Annotated in this window: 18 protein-coding genes; 13 read left to right on the plus strand and 5 right to left on the minus strand. The window is 73.6% G+C overall.

What is annotated here, in order from left to right; all coding sequences use genetic code 11:
- The first annotated feature begins 11 nt into the window (after positions 1–11).
- Genes ACQPYD_RS25880 through ACQPYD_RS25895 form a run of 4 tightly spaced genes read left to right on the plus strand, consistent with a single transcriptional unit; the run spans position 12 to position 4,740 of the window.
- Positions 12–1,307 (plus strand): ABC transporter substrate-binding protein, encoded by a 1,296-nt coding sequence (locus ACQPYD_RS25880; RefSeq protein WP_433698091.1) that lies wholly within the window; start codon positions 12–14, stop codon positions 1,305–1,307.
- Positions 1,304–2,194 (plus strand): carbohydrate ABC transporter permease, encoded by an 891-nt coding sequence (locus ACQPYD_RS25885; protein WP_267946124.1) that lies wholly within the window; start codon positions 1,304–1,306, stop codon positions 2,192–2,194. The genes ACQPYD_RS25880 and ACQPYD_RS25885 overlap by 4 nt, the downstream gene beginning before the upstream one ends.
- A gap of 1 nt (position 2,195) precedes the next feature.
- Positions 2,196–3,020 (plus strand): carbohydrate ABC transporter permease, encoded by an 825-nt coding sequence (locus ACQPYD_RS25890; RefSeq protein ID WP_433698092.1) that lies wholly within the window; start codon positions 2,196–2,198, stop codon positions 3,018–3,020.
- A 46-nt stretch (positions 3,021–3,066) separates the two neighbouring features.
- The gene (locus ACQPYD_RS25895) at positions 3,067–4,740 is read left to right on the plus strand and encodes a glycoside hydrolase family 43 protein (protein WP_433698093.1); all 1,674 of its coding nucleotides are present in this window, start codon (positions 3,067–3,069) and stop codon (positions 4,738–4,740) included.
- 389 nt (positions 4,741–5,129) lie between these two features.
- Here ACQPYD_RS25895 and ACQPYD_RS25900 read toward each other — a convergent pair whose 3' ends face one another.
- Positions 5,130–5,585: a YkvA family protein gene (locus ACQPYD_RS25900; protein ID WP_433698094.1), complete on the minus strand. Its 456-nt coding sequence runs from the start codon at positions 5,583–5,585 to the stop codon at positions 5,130–5,132.
- 601 nt (positions 5,586–6,186) lie between these two features.
- Here ACQPYD_RS25900 and ACQPYD_RS25905 point away from each other — a divergent pair.
- The 8 genes from ACQPYD_RS25905 (at position 6,187) to ACQPYD_RS25940 (ending at position 13,664) form a co-directional block, all read left to right on the plus strand.
- A complete protein-coding gene (locus ACQPYD_RS25905) occupies positions 6,187–7,308 on the plus strand; it encodes a hypothetical protein (RefSeq protein ID WP_433698095.1) in 1,122 nt (373 codons plus the stop codon).
- Positions 7,309–7,377: 69 nt separating this feature from the next.
- Positions 7,378–8,151, plus strand: a complete 774-nt coding sequence (gene cpaB / locus ACQPYD_RS25910) for a Flp pilus assembly protein CpaB (RefSeq protein ID WP_433698096.1) — start codon at positions 7,378–7,380, stop codon at positions 8,149–8,151.
- Between the two features lie 6 nt (positions 8,152–8,157).
- The gene (locus ACQPYD_RS25915; RefSeq protein ID WP_433698097.1) at positions 8,158–9,558 is read left to right on the plus strand and encodes an AAA family ATPase; all 1,401 of its coding nucleotides are present in this window, start codon (positions 8,158–8,160) and stop codon (positions 9,556–9,558) included.
- Positions 9,551–9,964, plus strand: coding sequence for a TadE/TadG family type IV pilus assembly protein (locus ACQPYD_RS25920; RefSeq protein ID WP_433698098.1), 414 nt, complete (start codon positions 9,551–9,553; stop codon positions 9,962–9,964). The genes ACQPYD_RS25915 and ACQPYD_RS25920 overlap by 8 nt, the downstream gene beginning before the upstream one ends.
- Positions 9,961–10,377, plus strand: a complete 417-nt coding sequence (locus tag ACQPYD_RS25925; protein ID WP_433698099.1) for a TadE/TadG family type IV pilus assembly protein — start codon at positions 9,961–9,963, stop codon at positions 10,375–10,377. The genes ACQPYD_RS25920 and ACQPYD_RS25925 overlap by 4 nt, the downstream gene beginning before the upstream one ends.
- Positions 10,378–10,425: 48 nt before the next feature.
- On the plus strand, positions 10,426–11,751 hold the full coding sequence (locus ACQPYD_RS25930; protein WP_267946133.1) for a CpaF family protein: 1,326 nt from the start codon (positions 10,426–10,428) through the stop codon (positions 11,749–11,751).
- A gap of 55 nt (positions 11,752–11,806) precedes the next feature.
- On the plus strand, positions 11,807–12,739 hold the full coding sequence (locus tag ACQPYD_RS25935; RefSeq protein WP_433698100.1) for a type II secretion system F family protein: 933 nt from the start codon (positions 11,807–11,809) through the stop codon (positions 12,737–12,739).
- A gap of 13 nt (positions 12,740–12,752) precedes the next feature.
- On the plus strand, positions 12,753–13,664 hold the full coding sequence (locus tag ACQPYD_RS25940; RefSeq protein WP_433698101.1) for a type II secretion system F family protein: 912 nt from the start codon (positions 12,753–12,755) through the stop codon (positions 13,662–13,664).
- A 117-nt stretch (positions 13,665–13,781) separates the two neighbouring features.
- Here ACQPYD_RS25940 and ACQPYD_RS25945 read toward each other — a convergent pair whose 3' ends face one another.
- Together ACQPYD_RS25945 and ACQPYD_RS25950 are read right to left on the minus strand one after the other, a co-directional pair.
- A complete protein-coding gene (locus ACQPYD_RS25945; RefSeq protein WP_433698102.1) occupies positions 13,782–15,011 on the minus strand; it encodes a S8 family serine peptidase in 1,230 nt (409 codons plus the stop codon).
- Positions 15,012–15,351: 340 nt separating this feature from the next.
- Positions 15,352–16,284, minus strand: coding sequence for a nitroreductase/quinone reductase family protein (locus tag ACQPYD_RS25950; RefSeq protein ID WP_433698103.1), 933 nt, complete (start codon positions 16,282–16,284; stop codon positions 15,352–15,354).
- A gap of 465 nt (positions 16,285–16,749) precedes the next feature.
- Here ACQPYD_RS25950 and ACQPYD_RS25955 point away from each other — a divergent pair, with 465 nt between their 5' ends.
- Positions 16,750–17,055 carry a hypothetical protein gene (locus tag ACQPYD_RS25955; protein WP_433698104.1) on the plus strand — a complete coding sequence of 102 codons (306 nt, stop codon included), beginning with the start codon at positions 16,750–16,752 and terminating at the stop codon, positions 17,053–17,055.
- On the opposite strand, the gene ACQPYD_RS25960 is transcribed toward ACQPYD_RS25955, so the two are convergent.
- Positions 17,028–19,094: a serine/threonine protein kinase gene (locus tag ACQPYD_RS25960; protein WP_433698105.1), complete on the minus strand. Its 2,067-nt coding sequence runs from the start codon at positions 19,092–19,094 to the stop codon at positions 17,028–17,030. The two genes, ACQPYD_RS25955 and ACQPYD_RS25960, sit on opposite strands and share 28 nt — an antisense overlap.
- 396 nt (positions 19,095–19,490) lie before the next feature.
- The gene (locus ACQPYD_RS25965; protein WP_433698106.1) at positions 19,491–19,886 is read right to left on the minus strand and encodes an ArsR/SmtB family transcription factor; all 396 of its coding nucleotides are present in this window, start codon (positions 19,884–19,886) and stop codon (positions 19,491–19,493) included.
- Between the last annotated feature and the right edge of the window lie 27 nt (positions 19,887–19,913).

The raw sequence follows: 19,913 nt of genomic DNA on the forward strand, positions 1-19,913 counted from the left end.
GCGGTGTCCCCATGAGAAGCACCTACCGGATACGTGTGATCGGCGGTACCTCCCTGGCCCTGGCCATGCTCCTGGCCACGGGCTGCGGGACGACCGGGCCCGGCGGCGGCGACGCCTTCCAGGTGTGGGCCCTGGAGGACGCCGCGGTGAACGAGCTGGTCGAAGCGGGCATCGAGGCCTACAACGCCGACAGCGACGTTCCCGCCGAACTCGTCACCTACGTCAACGACTCCTACAAGCAGCGGCTCCAGGTGGCCCTCGGCTCGCCCAACGCCCCCGACGTGTTCTTCAACTGGGGCGGCGGCAACCTGGCGCAGTACGTCGACGCCGGCCAGGCCGTCGACCTGACCGGGGCTCTGGAGGACGCGCCGGAGTTCCGGGACGCCTTCCTCCCCAGCGTGCTCGACGTCGCCCGGATCGACGGCGCCTACTACGGCGTCCCCATCCTCGGCGTGCAGCCCGTCGTGCTGTTCCACAACAGGGCGGTCTTCGAGGAAGCCGGCATCGAGCCCCCCGAGACCTACGACGAACTGCTCGACGCCGTCGACACCTTCCAGGAGCGGGGCGTCACCCCCGTCACCCTCCCCGGGGCCCAGGGGTGGACCCAGCTGATGTGGTTCTCGTACCTGGTCGAGCGGATCGGCGGCCCCGACAGCTTCCAGGCCGTCGTCGACGGCGAGGCGGGCGCGTGGAGCGACCCGGCGATCGTCCGGGCCATGGAGATGTGCCAGGAGCTGGTGGACAGGGGCGCGTTCGGCACCAACTTCAGCTCCATCGACTACGACAACGGCAGCGCCTCGGCACTGCTCGCCACCGGGGAGTCCGCCATGTTCCTCATGGGGACCTGGGACATCGCCCGCCAGCAGCAGGACAGCCCCGAGTTCATGGCGAGCGGCGACCTCGGGTACACGGCCTTCCCGGCCGTGGAGGGCGGCGAGGGCGAGCCCGGAGCGATCGTCGGCAACCCCAGCAACTACTTCTCCGTCAACGCCGACAGCGGGCACACGGACGCGGCCGTGGACTTCCTGGTGGAGACCTTCGCCTCCGACGAGTACGTCGACGGGCTCATCGAGGCGGGCCAGGTGCCCCCCATCGAGGGCGTGGAGGACCGGCTCCAGGAGAGCGAGCACGCCGACTTCGCCGTCTTCACCCACCAGCTGGTCTCCGAGGCGCCGAGCTTCACCCAGTCGTGGGACCAGGCGCTGTCCCCGTCCGCCTCGCAGGCCCTGCTGACCAACCTCCAGCTGCTCTTCCTCGGCGACATCACCCCCGAGGAGTTCTCCCAGGACATGGAGCAGCACCTGTGAGGACCGCGACCCCCGCGGAGCGGCCCGGGTTCGCCTGGGCCGCTCCGGCCCTGCTGTTCTTCGGCCTGTTCGGCCTGGCTCCCGTCGCGGTGGTCGTCTACCTCAGCCTCACCGCGTGGAACGGGCTCGGCTCCCCGCAGTGGGTGGGCCTGGACAACTGGCGGGCGCTCCCGGGCGACGACGACGTCACCCGCGGACTGGGCGTCACCCTGGCCCTGACCGCGCTGTGCTGGGCGACGCAGACCCCCCTGGCCCTGGCGTTCGGCACATGGGCGGCGGGACACCAGCGCGCACGGGCCGTGGCGAGCGCCGTGTTCTTCCTCCCGCTCCTGCTGTCCACCGCCGCCATCGCCCTGATCTGGAAGGCGCTGCTCGACCCGAACTTCGGCCTGCCCTCCCAGATCGGCCCCTGGATCGGGCTGCCCGACGGCAACGTGCTCGGCAACCGCTCGCTGGCCCTGTACGCGATCGTCCTCATCCTGCTGTGGCAGTTCCTGCCGTTCCACATGCTGCTCTACCAGGCGGCGGCACGGCAGATCCCGAGCTCCCTCTACGAGGCCGCGGAACTCGACGGGGCCTCCCCCCTCCGGAGGTTCTGGCACATCACCGTCCCCCAGCTGCGGCACACGATCATCGCCTCGTCCGTGCTGATCCTGGTCGGGTCGATGACCTACTTCGAGACCGTCCTGCTGCTCACCGACGGCGGTCCGGGCAACGCGACCCGCATCCTGCCGCTGCACATGTACAACCAGGGCTTCATCGCCTTCGAGATGGGCTACGCGAGCGCCGTCGCGGTGCTGCTGGTCGTCATCGGCACCGGTCTGTCGCTGCTGGTGGTGCGCGTGACCGGCTACGCCCGTATGACCAGCCAGAGAGAGGGAATGTGACATGGCCACCCGAACCAGGCCCTCGGTCGGCGGCGGGATCGGGGCCGCGCTGTGGCTCGTCGTCGTCGCGGTGCCGATCTACTACCTGCTCGCCACCAGCCTGCGCGGGCCGGGCGACTACATGGCCGACGGCCCGCTGGCCCTGCCGGACGACCTCACCCTGGACAACTACCTCAACGTCCTCGAGGTGGGGTTCCTGCGGTTCCTCGCCAACAGCCTGATCGTGGCGTGCGGCTCCGTGGCGCTGGTCCTCGCCGTGGCCCTGCCGGCGGCGTTCGCGATCGTGCGCGGCCGCAGCCGCGCCCTCCGTGTGGCGTTCCTGCTGTTCCTGCTGGGGCTGGCGGTCCCCGCCCAGGCGGTGATCATCCCGATCTACCTGATCATCACCCGTCTCAGCCTGTACGACAGCCTCACGGCGATCATCCTGCCGACCGCCGCGTTCACACTGCCGATCTCCATCGTGGTGCTGACCAGCTCGCTGCGCGACGTGCCCGGCGAGCTCTACGAGGCGATGGCGCTGGACGGCGCCACCAACCTCCAGGCGTTCCTGCGCCTGGTGCTCCCCCTGGCGCGCCCCGGCGTGGTCACCGTGGCCATCTTCGTGGGGCTCAACGCCTGGAACAACTTCCTCTTCCCGCTGGTGCTCACCCAGAGCGAGGAGAACCGCGTCCTCCCGCTGGGCCTGTGGTCCTTCCAGACCCAGTACGGCACCGACGTGCCCGGCCTGATGGCCGCCGTCGTCCTCTCCACCCTGCCGATCTTCGCCCTCTACCTGTTCGGGCGCAGGCACCTCCTGGGCGGGCTGGCCGCGGGGTTCGGCAAGTAGGAAACCCCTCCCGACCACACACGAACCGCACTGACGAAAGGCCACGATGACGACCCTCCCCGCCACCGCCGCGCTCTCCGGGACCATCGCCAACCCGGTGCTCCCCGGGTTCCACCCCGACCCCTCGATCCTGCGGGTCGGGGACGACTACTACCTGGCCACGTCGACCTTCGAATGGTGCCCGGGGGTGGTGCTGCACCACTCCAGGGACCTGGTCCGCTGGCGTCCCCTGGGCGGCGCGCTGACCGAGGCGCGGCTCCTGGACCTGACGGGGCGCCGGGACTCCGCCGGCGTGTGGGCCCCCTGCCTCTCCCACAAGGAGGGGCTGTTCTACCTGATCTTCACGAACGTGGAGAACTACGCGGGCGGCTTCTGGGACACCCCCAACCTCGTGACCACCGCACCGGCGGTCACCGGCCCCTGGTCGGACCCGGTGCCCCTGCACTCCATGGGGTTCGACCCGTCGGTCTTCCACGACGCGGACGGCCGCAGCTGGGTGCTGTCCAACCTGAACGACTGGCGTCCCGACAGGAACGCGTTCAAGGGGATCGTGCTCCAGGAGCTGGACACCGACGCGATGCGGCTGGTCGGCGAGGCGCGGCTCATCTTCACCGGGACCGAGGCCGGTGTGACCGAGGGGGCGCACCTGTACCGCAAGGACGGCTGGTACTACCTGATGACCGCCGAGGGCGGGACCACCTGGGACCACCAGGTCACGGTGGCGAGGTCGCGCCGGATCGAGGGCCCCTACGAGCCCGACCCGGCCGGCCCGACCCTGACCTCGCGCCCCGACCCCTCGCTGGTCCTCCAGAAGGCCGGCCACGGCAGCCTGGTGGAGACCCGGGGCGGCGAGTGGTTCCTGGCGCACCTGGCCTCGCGCCCCCTCACCGAGCGCGGAAGGTGCGTGCGCGGCCGGGAGACGGCGCTCCAGCGCGTGGCCTGGTCGCCCGAGGGGTGGCCGCGTGTGGAGGGGGCCGCGCCCCGCGAGGAGGTGCCCGGCCCCGCGCTGGAGCCGCACCCGTGGCCGGAGCCGCCGGAGACGGACGGCTTCGACGCCGCCGAGCTCCGTCCCGAGTGGAGCACCCTGCGGCGCCACGCCTCCGCGGACTGGCTGTCGCTGGAGGAGCGCCCGGGGCACCTGCGGATCCGGGGCGGGCAGTCCCCCGCGGGCACCGGCTCGCCGAGCCTGGTGGCGCGGCGCGTCCAGCACGAGCGGTGCGCCATGGAGACGGTGATGGAGTTCCGCACCCGCACCTTCCAGCAGATGGCCGGACTCACGGCGTACTACAACACCCGGCACTGGCACTACCTGCGGATCGGTTTCGACGAGGAGGAGGGGATGTTCGCGAGGGTCCTCACCTGCGACCGGGGCCGGTACCGGGAGGTCGGGCACCGTGTCGTGGTCGAGGACTGGGAGCGCTGCCACATGAGGGCCGTGATCGACGGCGCCGAACTGCGGTTCGGCCTCTCCCGGGACGGGCGCTCGTGGACCGACATGGGCGTGGTGCTGGACGCGGGCATCCTCTCCGACGACCACGCGGCCGAGCGCGAGGGCGGCGAGGGCGGCCATCCGGACCGGGAGGGCAACGCCGGCCTGGTGAGGGCCTGGGGTTTCACGGGCGCCTTCCTCGGCCTGTGGGTGCACGACCTCGCCGGGACCGGGTGCCACGCCGACTTCGACCACGCGTCGTACCGGGGGACGGACCGCCCCGACCGGTGATCCCGCGCCGGAGCGGCGGACGGGGGCCGCTCCCGGCACCCCCGGGCGGGGCGCCGGCCCCGCGACCCGCGGGAGCGGCGGGCTGCGGGGACGGCCTTCCGTCGGCGGCACACGGCCGGACGCTGTGGCCCACGACACGCTCCGGCCCAGGGTGCGGGCGGGCCGCAGGGCCCGTCCGCACCGTTACGGAGCCACAGACGTCACACTGTCACCATTTTCGGACCGACCACAATTGCCTTCCGGTCTCAGTCCCCGCGCGTCACGGGGCGGGTCGGCGCCGGGGCCGACCCGGGACCCGGCCGCGGGGACGGACGGACCGGAGCGGGCCCCGCGTGTCCGGTGACACGCGGGGCCCGTCGGCGCTTCCGGGAGGCCGGGCGTCCCGCCCGTCAGGACCTCCGGGCGGCGGTCCGGTCGGCCCCGTCGCGGGCGCCCTCGGGGCCCGGGCCCGCCTGTCCGGGATCCGGCCGACCGGTGCCCTCACCGGGCCGGTTGGCCTGGTGGAAGGCCTGCTGGGCCTGGCTCTGCCGCTCCCACCGCACGAAGCGCTCGCTCTCGCCGAGCGCCATCGTGGTCAGCCACACGGCGACGCCGATGTCGTCCGCGAGGCCGAGCAGGGGGATGAACAGTTCGGGTACGAAGTCGACCGGCGAGACGATGTAGACCGCCAGCACCAGCATGCCGAGCAGCTTCCCGCTGCTCAGGTCCGGGTACCGGCCGCGCATCTTGGCCCCGAGCATGCGCGGGACGGCCCCGATCCGCTTCCAGACCGAGATGTCGGTGTCGGAGTTCTGGATGACCTGCCAGGCGGCGGCTCCGGCCGCGGCACGGTTTGCCTTGCGCATCGTTGGTCTCCTCAGGGGCGTCTGACTTCTCAAGATATGACGCGAAGTCCCTCCGATTCGTTCCCTCGGCAGGACGCCCCAACCCCCGACGAGACGCACGCGACACCCGTGCCCGCCGGGGAGTTTTCCACAGTTCGGCCGTGGGCACTGGTGGGAGGCGGAGCGGAGGGGCATCCTTGGGTGGGTGGGAAGGACGGAGGCGAGGAGACGGACGCGCGTACAGCCCGCGAACACGCCGGGCAAGACACACACATGTCCACCGGACCGGCGCAGAACGGCCTGTCCACCCCCTGGTCGCATGCGGCCGACACGACCGGCGTCCCGCCCCGGGCCGGTCCCCCGGGACCCGCGCGGGAGGCGCCGCGCGCGAGCCGCGCACGCGGGTTCCCGCCCCCGGCCCTTCCGGTCGGCCCGCGCCTCCTGTTCAATGGCGACAAATGCGAGGTCTCCCCCCTTCAGCCGCACATTCGTTACGATGCGTTCGGGTGGCACCTTCGACGCGGGAGGCCGCTCTGCTTCAGATCTCTCCCAAGCGCGCAGAACCGATGGAGCTTGCCCAGTGTCCAGAGCCCAACCTCGGTCGGCGACGACCGTCGCCCTGTTGGCGGATATCCCCAGCACGGGCCATGTGGGCGAGGTCCGGGCGCAGCGGTTCGCGATGCGGGGCGAGGGCATCGGCGAGCGCAGCTCGGCGTTCGTCGCCTTCGCGAGGCAACAGGTGGACGCCGGCCGCAAGGTCGTCGCGCTCTACCCCGCCTGGCGGTCCGAGGACGCCGAACGCGCGATCAACTTCGCGCGCGGCTCCATGCGCACCGACCACGTCGCGGGGATCGCCGTCGACCTCTCCCCCCTGGCGCTGTCGCTGATCGCGGACCAGCTCGCCTACCTCGCCCCCTACCTGCCGCCGGGCATGGTCGCCGCGCTCTGCGACGAACTCCCCCGGCACCTGCTCGCGGGCGCCTGGCTGAAGACGGTCTCCGGCCTGTCCACCATCCCCACCTCGATGCGCCAGCACATGGGCTCCTTCGCGCCGTCCGTGTCCTTCCTCGCCTACTGCGCCCCCACCGCCCGCGTGGGACGCCTGCGTCCGGCCGACGTCTCCCGGACGCTGCCCTTCCGCCCGGTCCAGCCGGTCCAACTGCTCTGCTCCACCCCCGACCCGTCCATCACCGGGGTCTTCGACGACAACCTGCCGCAGGCCATCCAACCGGTGGCCACCCGCACCCTTCCCGTCCAACCGCTCGGGCCCGTGTACTGGGGGACGTCCCGGTACGTGGAGTTCGTGGCCCTGAGCGCCCACCCCCAGGCGCTCGCCTACGCGGCGGGCGCCGTCCGCGCCTCGTACTGCTCCTGGTGCGGCGAACCCATGTCGGGCAGGCCCTGCCCCTTCTGCTCGGCCGACAACCCCCGGACCGGCGCAGGCGTCCGGACACCGCAGACGTCCCGGCCCCCCGTGCCCGAATCCGCGCCCCGGCCGCAGCGTCGCCCCTCCCCCGGACCCGCGCAGGGCCCGGTGGAGGGCCCGTCGCCCGGCCACGCGCGCGACCGGCGCCGGGCGGGGCCCGTACCCTCCGACCCGCCGTCCGACGGCGCTCCTCCGCCCCCGGGCGGCAGGGGCGCCTCCGACGGCCGACCGATCCCACCGACCGCAGACCGGCCGGAGGGCGCCCCGTTCGCGGGCCGCGCCCTGTGGCCCGGTACACCCAGGACCTACTCCCGCTAGGACCCGCGACCGCGCCGGCCCGACGGGCGGACGGCTCCGCGACGACACCGGAAACGGAAAAGACCCCCTATGAACCCCCGTCAGCGACGTGGCGTGTTGCTCATGGTCATCGCCGCCATCGGCGCCGTCGCCGTGTTCGCGTCCGTGTTCACCTACCTCAACTCGCAGCAGGACCGCCTGGGCGAGTTCGCGACCGTCCTCCGCCTGTCGGAGGACGTGGACGCCTACCAGCCCGTCGGCGAGGACTCCCTCGAACGGGTGCAGGTGCCGAGGATGTACTTCGACCCCGAGGTGTTCATCACCGACCTGGCCGACGTGGACACGCCCGCCGACCAGGAGCTCGTCGCCGCCTCCCACCTGGAGGAGGGCGTCTACCTCCAGCGCGGCATGGTGCAGCCCCAGCCCACCCTCACCACGGGCGAGCGCGAGATCGCGATCATGGTCGACGCCGAGACCGGTGTCGCGGGCAAGGTGCAGCGCGGATCGTTCGTGGACATCTACGGCACGTTCCAGCCGCGCGACCACGGTGAGGCGTGCGCGGTGCGGATCATCACCGAGGTCGAGGTCCTCGACATCGGGGAGCTCCGCTCCCAGGAGCGCGAGAACGGCGGCGTCTCCGGGGTGGTCCCGGTGACCTTCCGCCTCGACCCGCAGGCGGCGCTCCAGCTCGCCTACGCGGAGGACTTCTCCACCAAGCTCAGGCTGGCGCTGGTGAGCGCCGACGGCGGCGGAACGCCCGGGGCCAGCGAGTTCTGCAGCGGGGACTTCGACGACCTCGCCGGGGGCGCGACCCCCGACGAGGGAGAGACGACCGACGAGCGGCCCGCGCCGCATGGGGGGTAGACGTTGATGTTCCGAGTCCTGGCGGGGATGCCCACCTCCGAGGCGGAGCTGGTGCTGGCCGCGCGCTTCGAGGAGCTGGGCAGCGCCGAACTGGTGGCCTCCCGGCCCACCACCTCCGCGCTGATCGACGCGGCGGGGGAGTTCCCCGAGATCGACGTCGTGCTCATCCACCAGGAACTGGGGCCCGCCCCGGTGTTCGACGCCATCCGCGACCTGTCCCACCGCCACCCCCAGCTCGCGATCCTCCTGGTCTCCCCCACCATGGACCCCGACACGTTCACCGGGGCGATGGAGGCCGGCGCCCGGGGCGTGCTGCCCCACGACTCCGGGATCGCCGAGCTGGAGACCCGCGTCACGAAGGCCGCGGAGTGGTCGCGGACCCTGCGCCGCCACCTGGAGTCGGCGTCCCTGGACCTGCCCGCCTCCGGGGTGCGCGGCCGGATCATGGCCGTCAGCGGCGCCAAGGGGGGCGTGGGCGCCACCACCTGCGCCGTCCACCTCGCGATGGTCGCGGCGGCCGCCGGCCGGGTCGTGTGCCTGGTGGACCTCGACCTCCAGACGGGCGACCTGCCCGCGTTCCTCAACCTGCGCCACCGCCGCTCCATCAGCGACCTGGTCGACGCCGGGGACGACATCACCCCCGGGATGCTCGCCGAGACCCTGTACGTGGACCACCGGGGCCCGCACGTCCTGCTCGCGCCCGAGCACGGCGAACGCGGCGAGGACGTCACCGCCCGCGCCACCCGCCGTGTCCTCAACGCGCTGCGCTCCCGGTACGAGCTGGTGGTGGTGGACTGCGGCTCGACGATGAACGAGGCCACCGCCATGGCGGTGGAGCTCGCCGACACCGCGGTCGTCACCGTCACCCCCGACGTCCCGGCGCTGCGCGGCGCCCAGCGGCTCATGGGCATGTGGGAACGGCTGCAGATCCGCTCCCACGAGGACGTGTACTCGCTGGTCACACGGCACAGCCGCAAGAACGAGATCCAGCCGGACTTCCTCCAGCAGCTGCTGGGCACCAGGGTGCTGCGCACCCCGGTCCCCGCGGCCTACCGGGCCCTCGAACCCGGGGAGAACAACGGCGATCCGACCAAGGTCACCGACGAGGGCCTGCGCAAGGCCTTCGCGCGCCTGGCCGCGGAGCTGGACCTGCTGAGCCCGCCGGCCCCTCCGGGCAGCGGCGGCAAGGGCGGGCCGACCACGCCCTCCGGCGGGCTGGGCTCGTTCGCCGCCCTCGCGGACCGCCAGGCGCTCGCGCCCTCCACCCGCGACGTGTCCGGGTTCCTCAACGCGTCGGTTCCCGACCCGGCCCACAGGGCCGCCAACGGATCCTCCGCGACCCCTTCGGGGGGCCGCCCGGCGGCGGGGCCGTGGGGCGGCGGGGGCCGCGGTGGGTTCGATGGCTGAGCCGCGGTCCGCGCGCGCCCGGCGCCGCCGCGACGACGGCGCGGTCATCGTGGAGTTCGCGGCCGCGGTGCCGTTCATGATGCTCGCGATGGCACTGGTGTGGCAGGTCCTGCTTCTCGGCATCACCTCGATGTACGCCTCGCACGGCGCCGCCGAGGCCGCCCGGCAGGCCTCCGTGACCCCCGATGACACGGAGCGCATCGGTGAGGAGGCCCGCAAACGGGTGCGGCCGCCGTGGGACGGCGAGGACGTGATGACGGTGAGCGTCGTCGAGCGCGACGGCGGGCGGTTCGCGCGGGTCACGCTCGCCATGCCGATCTTCCTGCCCGGGGTCACGGGGCCGTGGGACATCACCGGTGAGGCCCTGGTCGTCCCCGAGGTGGAGCCGCGGGGGACCGCGCCATGAGCCGACCGACCGCCGGTCCCGGCTCCGGCCGGGGCGGCCCCACCGCCCGGGGTCCCTCCCCGGGGCGGGACGCCGACCGCGGCGGCCCGCTCCTGGAGTTCGCGGCGTTCTTCCCGATCCTGCTCCTGACCGCGGTCGTCGCGATCGAGGCGTTCCTGGCCTTCGTGGCGGCCGAGCGCCTGGAGTCGGCCGCGCGCGCCGGCGCCCGGGTGGCCGGGGCCGAGCAGTTGCCGGGCGCGGAGGCGGCGGCCCTGGAGGCCCTGCCCTCGTGGCTGGACGACGCGACCGTCACCAGCGGGACCAACGACAGCGAGGGCTTCTACGTGGAGGTGTCGCACCCGCTGCCCATCGTGTTCTCGTCGTCGGGGCTCGACCTGACCCTGACGCGTCGCGTGGACATGCCCAATGTGTGAGGCGGGCGCGGCGCGCCGCGCCCGTCCGGGGGGAAGGAGACGAGGGACATGGGCCTGAAGGACCGCCTCGAGGAGGACCGCGTCGTCGAGGGCCGCGCGGACAGCGCCAGCGTGACGCACTGGCGGCGGCGCCTCCTGGAGGAGATCAACCTGGAGGACCTCACCCAGCTCACCCTGGCGCAGCGCCGGGTGCGGCTGGAGAAGGTCGTGGGCCACATCCTCACCCGCGAGGGCCCGGTGCTGTCCGACCGTGAGCGGTCGCTGCTGATCCGCAGGGTCGTGGACGAGGCCCTCGGCCTGGGTGTGCTGGAGCCCCTGCTGGCCGACGAGACCGTCACCGAGATCATGGTGAACGGTCCCGACAACGTGTTCATCGAGCGCGGCGGCAGGATGCAGCGGGTGGACGCCACCTTCAACGGCGAGGAGCAGCTCTACCAGACCATCGACCGCATCGTGTCGCTGGTCAACCGCCGGGTGGACGAGTCCTCGCCGATGGTCGACGCCCGCCTGCCCACGGGCGAGCGCGTCAACGTGATCATCCCGCCGCTGTCGCTGTCCGGGCCGATCCTGACCATCCGGCGCTTCCCCAAGCCCTACCCCATCGACGAGCTCGTGCGGATGGGCAGCCTGGACGCGCCGACGGGCATCCTGCTGGCGGCGATGGTGCGGGCCCGGTTCAACATCGTGGTGTCCGGGGGCACCGGCACGGGGAAGACCACGTTCCTCAACGCCATGTCGGCGTTCGTGCCGACCGACGAGCGCATCGTCACCATCGAGGACTCCGCCGAGCTCCAGCTCATGCAGGAGCACGTGGTGCGGCTGGAGACGAGGCCGGCCAACATCGAGGGCCGGGGTGAGATCGCCATCCGCGACCTGGTTCGCAACGCGCTGCGGATGCGCCCCGACCGCATCATCGTCGGCGAGGTGCGCGGTCCGGAGACCATCGACATGCTCCAGGCCATGAACACCGGCCACGACGGCTCCCTGGTGACCGTTCACGCCAACTCGGCCGACGACGCCATCTACCGGTTGCAGACCCTGGCGACGCTGGGCGACGGCAACGTGCCCTACGACGCGATCCGCGACCAGATCAACAACGCGGTGGACGCCATCGTGCACCTGGGGCGCTGGCCGGACGGGTCGAGACGGGTCAACGAGATCGCCGTGGTCTCCTCACGCCGCCGGGAGGAGTTCCGGCTGGACCCGGTGATGACCTTCGACGCCCTGCCCACGGGCCCCAACCGGTCCGTGTCGGGCGAGTTCCGGCACTACCCGATGCCGCGGCACATGGCGGGACGGATCTACCACGTGGGCGAGGCCATCCCGGCGGCGTTCGGCGTCGTCCCCGACGAGGGCGTCGCGGGCCGATGGTGACCCCCCTTCCCGCGCCCTCCGGGGCGTGCTCGCCCCCCACCCGATTGGAGTCCCGGTGACCTGGCAGTTCGTGGCGATCCTCGGCGGTCTGGCCGTGGTCCTCGCCGTGGCCCTGTGGGGGCTGTGGGAGTTCGTGGCCAGCGCCGAGCAGCGTCGCATGATCGCCGCCCGCAGCGCCCTGGACCGGGCCGAGTACGAGGCGTCCACGCCGGCCGCCCGCCTGGACGCGGCCATCTACCGCACCCAGTGGGGTTCGCGTCTGTACCGCCGGATCGCCAGGTCCGGGGCGGACGTGCGCCTCTCGACGTTCGTGCTCGCGCTGATCGGCGGTTCGCTCCTGGCGGTGATCGTGGTCTGGCAGGTCCTGGCCCCGTTCTTCGGCCTGCTGGCCGCGGTCGGGGTGGCGTTCCTCTTCTTCTCCTACCTGAACCGGGCGGAGGCCAAGCGGCGCGAGGAGTTCACCGCCCAGCTGCCGGACCTGGCGCGGGTCCTGGGCAACGCGACCTCCGCCGGGCTGGCGCTGCCCACGGCGGTCGCGATGGCCGCCGAGGAGCTGGACGGGCCCGCCGGGGAGGAGCTGGGCCGGATGGCGGAGTCGATGAAGCTCGGCGCGGCCTTCGAGGAGGCCGTGCGGGAGCTGCGCGAGCGGATGCCCTCGCGTGAGCTGGGGGTGCTGCTGTCCACACTGGTGGTGGCGTCGCGCTCGGGAGGTTCGCTGGTCACGGCGCTGCGCAACATCTCCGAGACCCTGGAGAACCGCAAGGAGACCCGGCGCGAGGTGCAGACGATCCTCAGCGAGACGACGAGCACCGTGTGGGCTCTGGGGTTCATGTCGGTGGGCGCCCTGTTCCTGATCAACGGCATCGAGCCCGGGATCATGCGCGTCATGACCACGTCCGTCGCGGGGGTGACGGTGCTGCTGGTGGTGGCGGCGCTGTTCGCGCTCGGTTTCCTGCTGGTGTCCCGCATCACCAAGTTCGACCTCTAGAAGGACTCCCCCGATGAGTGTGCTCCCCACCCTGGTCCCGCTCGCCGCGGCGCTGGCCGGCTCCCTGGTCGTGCTGACCGCCTGCTACGGCCTGTACCTGACCATGTCGCGGACCCGGGTGGAGGTGGGCGGTCCGGCGGCCCGCACGCCCCGGACCAGGGCGGAGGAGACGTTCATCCTGCACCGGCTGACCGAGGCGATCGGCAAGCCCTTCGTCAAGTCGGTCCTGGCGTCGATGAGCCCGCGGATGCGCGCCTCCGTCACCGAGCGGCTGGAGGCGGCGGGTCGTCCGGACGGGCTGACCGTCGAACGGTACGTGCGGCGCAAGATCGGCGAGGTGGCGCTGTACGGCCCCCTGGGGCTGCTCATGTTCGCCGTGGGCAGCCCCCTGGTGGGCGTGGTCGTGCTGGCGTTCATGGGGCTGACCGATCTGAGCATGTACGTCCAGGGCCAGGAGCGGGCCGACCGGGTGCAGTCGCAGCTGCCGGACTTCCTGGACGTGCTCTCGGTGACGGTGAGCGCGGGGATGTCGTTCCGGGCCGCCGTGGCCAGGGTGGCCGAGTCGATGCCCGGGGTGCTCGCCGACGAGTTCACGCTCGCCCTCCGGCAGATGGAGCTGGGGACGTCCCGGCGCGAGGCCTTCGAGATGCTGCGGCGCCGTACCCGCAACGAGTCGCTGAGCAAGTTCGTGACCGCCATCCAGCAGGCGGAGGAGCTGGGCGCCCCGCTCAGCGACACCCTGGTGGACATCAGCCGGGACATGCGCCGTGCCGACGCCCAGTACATGCGCCGCAAGGCCCAGAGGATGAACCCGCGCGTGACGATGGTGACGGCGGTGACCCTGCTGCCGGGGCTGCTGATCCTCATCGTCGGGTCCATGTTCCTGGGCACAGAGGTCGACCTCGGCGCCATCTTCGGCGGCTGACCGCCGGTCCCCGGAGCAGCCCCGACCGCGGTGGCGGCCCCTCCCCGACATCGGGGAGGGGCCGCCCGGGGTGGGCCGGGCCCTGCCGGCCGCGGTCGGCGGCGGAGGGCCGGCGGGTCACCCGTCGGAGGGGAAGAGGCCGGGGTCGCCCACGTCCAGCAGCGGTTCGTGGATCCCGTCGCCGGAGGTGTCGGTCCAGTCGTGGTTGCCCGCGCCGACGAGGGCGCCGTACAGCGCCAGCACCCCGGCCCGGTCGGTCGGCTTGGCCGGGCCCGCGGCCAGCAGCGCCAGGCCGCCCGCGGCGTGGGGCGAGGCCATCGAGGTACCGCTCATGGACCCGTAGCCGCCACCGGGCATGGTGGAGGTGATGCAGGAGCCGGGCGCGGCGATCTCCACGACCGAGCCGTAGTTGGAGAAGTAGGACAGGGTGTCGTCGTCGTCACCGGTGCAGCGGAGCGCGCCGCCGGCGCCCCCGGGCGCTCCGTCGGAGTCGGCCATGGAGGAGACCGTCAGGACGTCGGGGTGGTTGGCCGGGAAGAAGTTCGCGGCGTTGGTGGCGCTGTTGCCCGCGGCGACGGCGAAGGCGACGCCGGCGTCGACGGACCCGGCGATGGCCCGGCTGAGGGCCTGGTTGGTGCACCCCTGACAGCCCAGGCTCATGTTGGCCACGGCGACCTGGTCGGCGTTGGCGGCGACGTAGTCCACGCCCGCCGTGATCCCGGCGAGGGAGCCGCTGCCGCCGGAGTTCAGGACCTGCACGCTCCAGACGGCGGCGCCGGGCGCCACGCCCACCACGCCCTCGTCGTTGTCGACGGCGGCGGTGGTGCCCGCCACGTGGGTGCCGTGGCCGTTCCCGTCGGTGCCGGTGACGGGGACGCAGGTCCCGCTCGTGCAGTTCACGGCGTCCACGACGTTCAGGTCGGGGTGGCCCGCGTCCACACCCGTGTCCAGGACGGCCACGGACACGTCGGGCACGTAGTCGGCCTGGCCGTTGATGGCCAGGCCGGGGTTGTCCGGGGCGAAGGTGCGGGCCACCCCGTCCGGGACGTCCTGCGCGAAGGTGTGCATGACCTGGTCCTCCTGGACGAAGGCCACGTCGGGGTCCTGGAGCAGGGCGGCGGCGTCGGCGGCGGTCATGTCGGCCGCGTAGCCGGTGAGCGCGTGCTCGTAGACGCTGCTGGGGTCGTCTCCGTGGCGGTCGGCCACGTCGTCCGGGGAGGCGTCCTCGTCCAGGACGACGATGTAGGTGCGTTCCGCCGTGTCGGGGGCGTCGGCGGCGAGGGCGGGGCTTGCGAGCATGGCCGGCAACAGTGCTGCGGCCGCGAGGACCGCACCGAACTTGCGCATGGTGGGAGGAACCCTTCGGGGAGGGGGCGGGGGATGCGGGGGGGTGGCCACCCTGCTTCCATCATGCGCGTCGGCCCGGGTGCGGACAATACGTGGTCACTACGTAACTTCCCGGAGTGGACGGGGCTACGTAGGGCGTTTCCGCGGACACTGACGGACACCGGCGCGGTGGTTCGCGCCGGACCCCGGATACCGGTCGTTCCGGAGGAGACACGTGTCGTGACCGGTTTTGGGAACGGCCCCGCTCCCACCACCACCAGGGGCAACGGCGGTGACAGTGGAAGCGGGTCGCCGCACGACCGGTCGCAGGCGGCACACCGCCCACAGTTCCGGACAGCGGCTACGCGGGCCCGCCCGGAGGGAACGGGATGGCGGTCAGGACGGGGAACAGCGCGGACTCCTCGTAGTCCAGGTGCGCCTCCATCTCCCGCGTCATCCGGTCCAGCTCACGGCGGAAGGCCTCCGGATCGGCGGTCGCCAGGTCGCCGATGAGCGCCTCCAGCTCTCCGCGGATGCGGTCCACGGTGCGGTGTTCCTCCGACAGCCTCCGCAGCGCCTCCTCCAGGTGCGGCTCCGCCTCCGCGAGGCGGGGGAACATCGACTCCTCCCCCGTGTGGTGGTAGTGCAGGGACTCGCAGAACGCCAGGCAGTGCTGCCGCAGCTGGAGGTTGAGCCCGAGCGCCGGCTCCCCGCTCCCCTCCTGCCCCTGCCGGGCCGCGCGTTCCGCGAGGAAGGCGTCGGCCTCCTCACGGACGTGCCGGAGCTGGGCGCGCAGCCAGGTGTGGATCTCCACCAACTTCTCGGCGAGGTTGGCGGCCTCGGACGGGCCCGCGACGCGGATCCGCTCCAGTGCCACCACCGGCAGGACCCTGTCGGTCCCGGCCTGGTAGTCGCCGTACCCGGGGACCAGGCGCACGACCTCGGCGAACCACCGGTCCCGTTCCGCGCCCTCGGCGGGAACGGCGACGGCGGTGAACTCCTCGGCGCCCAGCTCCACGGTGACCATGGGGTGGGCGAGGACGTTGTGGTACCAGGCGGGGTGGCGGTCGGAACCGCCTGCCGAGCCGATGACCAGCAGTTTCCCCTCCACGCGGACGAATCCGAGCGGGGTGGTGTGCTCGCGGCCCGATCTGGCGCCCGTGGTGGTGAGGAGCAGCAGGTCGCCGCCCTCGAACATGCCGCCCACACGGCCGCCGTTGGCGCGGAACTCCTCCACGACCGGGACGTTGAAGTCGCTGACGTGCGGTGCGGTCGGTGCGTACGAATCTGACACAGGTCTCCTTCGGGGTGTGGGGTGGGCGACCGCCCCCGAGGTGCCCGCGCGCGCCCGGCGGCGCGCAGGGCGGGCCGCGCGGCGGGGCACGCCGGCGGACCGCCCCTGCGCGCGGGCGCGCGGAAGGGCCGGGTGGGGTGACAGGGTTCCGGAGGTGGCCGGGTGTCGTGGATCTCGGGGAGGTCGCGGTGGATCAACGCGTTCGGGCGTGGCTCAGGCCGACGCCGCGCGGACTCCTAGGCGCGATGCATGGTGGGTGCGCTCACGGTGCTCTCCTCGACGATCAAGGTGCCTCCATGCCCATCGACCGGCCCACTGCTCATGGTCGGGACACGCGACACGCCGGTGAGCCTACCCCAGGGGGTAGGGCCGGGTCCACCGGAAGAGGTGTGCCTGCCGCAGGGGGCCGGGCCTCCCCGGTCCGCGGCTTCGTGGACACACGGGTCGGGACGGAGGCGGACCACGGTGGGCCAGGACCCGGGCGCGGCCGGAGCGCCGCCCGCCGGCCCCGGGTCGGCCCCGGCGCGAGCCCTCGCACCGGACCTGGCACGGGGTTTCACGCTGCTGTTCACCGCCCTGGTGAACACCCGGTTCTTCCTGGTCGGACCGGATCCCGTACGGACCTTCGGCGACCGGGCCGCGGCGGTCGCGGTCGCAACGTGGCCGGCCGCGGTGGCCCTGGCGGAGGTGCTGCGCGGGGCCGGGCGCCGGGGCCCCGTGGAGGCGGTGCTGCGCCGTGTGACCTACGCCGGGAGCTCCCGCTCCCCCTGAGGAGGCCGGCCCGGGCGCGGCCACGGCATCGGCCGGTGGGCGATCGGCGAGGGGGCCTCGGCCCCCGGGGGCAGCACCTCGGCGGGATCGGGGACGCGCAGGTCCGGTCGGCCGTTCAGCTCCACGAACGTGTACTGCGTGTACCACCGCTCCACCGGGACGGCGGGGGCCAGGAGCGACGGCGGCACCTCCTGTGGGACGGGGCGCCCGTTGAGGACGGGGCCGCCGTCCGCGGCGCCCTCCGTGGCGAAGGACAGCGGGACGCCGTCCTCCGTGGCGACGAGCGTGAACCGTGTCGCCTCCCGCGCGTCCGCGTCGGAGGTACGGAAGTCCCCCTCCACCCGGACGGCGGGCACCTCCTCGGGCACACCTCCCGCGAGGTGCCCGTAGGCGTCCTCCGCGGGCGCGGGCGCCCTGAAGACCGTCTCGGCCTCTCCCGTGACCGTGCCGGCCTCCGCCGCGCGGACGAGCGGCCCGACCACCCCCTCCGGGCTGAAGGCGGCGGCCGGCGCGGGCCCGACCCGGTACCAGGTGGGGGCGCCGTCCCAGGCGGTACCCTCCCCGCGCAGCAGCTCCCCGTCCACCACCATCAGGTCGCTGGTGCGCGACCCGCTGAGGGTGCTGCTCCAGCGGAGCGCGTCCGGGGGCCCGGACCGGCGCAGTACCCGGTCGAACAGGGTCGGGACGGTACCGGTGTCGGCGGGGAGGGGCTGGCCGAGGCCCTCGCCGTTCCCCGCGTGCGTGAGCACGGTGAGCTCGAAGGACTCCGCGGCCAGGAACGTGTCCAGCGACGCCGCCACCAGGTCCGCCCCGGAGAGCCGCGCGGACCCCTCCGGCTCCGCCCCGGCGCCGTCCCCGCCTTCCGGCGCGGCGGTGTCCGCCCCCTCGGCCAGGGAGTCCAGGAACAGGTACCCGCCGCCGAGCGCCGCACCGGCGAACACGCCCGCGGCGACCGCGAGGGCGAGGAGCCCGCCCGGCCGCCCCCGGCGCAGGAGGGTACCGGCGGTGCGCCCGGCGCCTTCGTCCCGCGCGCCCTCCCGGACCGGGTCGGCGGGTCCGGGGTGCGGCCGGACCGCCCCCGGGCCCTGTTCCGCCAGGGCCCGGGCGGCGTCGGTCCACCGCCCGGGCCGGTGCCAGTCCGTGTCGACCGGCGGCCAGTGGGCGCGGACGAGGCCGCGCAGGCGGTCGGCCCACACCTCGCGGGTGGCGTCGTCCTCGACCCCCGCGAGCAGCAGGCACTCCAGGTACGCCTCCTCCGCCGGGGGCCGCCGCCCGGGGTCCGGCGACAGTGCGCGGCTCAGCAGGTCGCGCAGCCCCCCGGGTACGGCGGACAGGTCGAGGGCCCCCTCGCCGGCGCGGCGGGCGGCCTCCGTGAGGGGCTCGCCCCCTCCGGAAGGGGGTCGGCCGGTCGCGGCGAACGCCACCAGGCACGCCCACGAGAACATGTCCGAGGCGGGGTCGGGACGGGCGCCCGCGCAGCGCTCCGGGGCGAGCCATCCGGGGCCGTCCTCGGGCGTCAGCGCCTCGCCGCCGTCCGACAGGCGCGCGATCCCGTGGTCGATCAACCGCGGGCCGTCGGGGGCGACGACGACGTTGGCGGGCCTGACGTCACCGTGGGGCACGCCCGCCGCGTGGACCGACGCGAGGGCCTCCGCGGTCCCCGCCGCCAGGACGAGGAGCGCGCCGCCGGACAGCGGGCCGCTGTCCTCCACGTGGCGGGCGAGGCCGGCCCCGGGCACGTAGGGGGTCGCCGACCACGGTCGGGAGCCCAGGCTCCCGCTGTCCGCGACCCTCACGCAGCACACGCCCCGTTTCCCCCGGACCACCGCGGCGGCGCTCCGCGCCCCTGCGGCCGGGGCCCGCGGGTGGGCGAGCTTGAGCGCGACGGGCTCCCCGTCCGGCGACACGGCCGCGTGGACGGTGCCCGTGCCGTCGCGGCCGAGGCGGCCGATCAGCCGGTGGCCGCCGACCGCCTCCGGGTCGTCGCCGGCGAGGGGGCGGACGTGCGGTGGGAGGGGAGTAGACGGGGTGGGTGCCATGGGGGGAACGCTTTCGACTCTCCTGGGCCGTCGGCGCGGTGTCCGACCCGTCCAGCCGCGACCCATGGATACGGGAATCTCCTGGATACAGAGCGTACATTCCCGAACGCACCCGGGGACCTCCCCGGTCTCCTCCCGCGGCGCGGGAACGGAGAGCACGGGCCGCCGCGCCGGTCCCACGGCCCGGCAGGCCCCAGGCGGCGGCCGACGGTGCGCCGCCCCGGCGGAGGGGAGCCGGACCTCGAACCGGACCCGGCCCGCCGGAGGCGGAGGGGCGCGGAGGGCTCCATTGCAGCCGGGCGCAACCCCTGACAGGGACCTCCGCCGTCGCCTACTGTGTGAACGCGGCGCCCGGCCACGGCTTCCGTCCGGCCGTGACTGGGCGCTGACCTGCTCTCATGTGGCCGCTGGGACCGATGAACCCTCGGTGGCCCCGCGGTTCTCCGGGGACCCGGGCTCCTCCGGCTCCCCGGCGACAGCGGTGTCCCTGCACTCCAGCACAGACTCCAGCAGCCCCGGGAAGCGCCCCTCCAGCTCCGCGTCGCGCAGGGAGATGAAGCACCGCGTGCCCTCGGTGCGGTTCTGCACCAGGCCGGCGTTGCGCAGGATCTTCAGGTGGTGGCTCAGCGTGGACTGGGCGATGGGGAGGTCGATGTCCTTCCACGCCCGCTCACCCTCCATCGCCGCGAGCATCCGCACGATCCGCAACCGCGTCGGCTCGGCCAGCGCGGAGAGCACCGTCACCAGCTCCACGTCGTTGAGGGCGGGGTGCTCCTGCTCCCTGGGAGCCAAGGCGGTCCTCCTCGTACGGGGCCTGGC

It is taken from the genome of Nocardiopsis sp. CA-288880 (genome assembly GCF_050955985.1).
GTDB classification, from domain to species: domain Bacteria; phylum Actinomycetota; class Actinomycetes; order Streptosporangiales; family Streptosporangiaceae; genus Nocardiopsis; species Nocardiopsis tropica.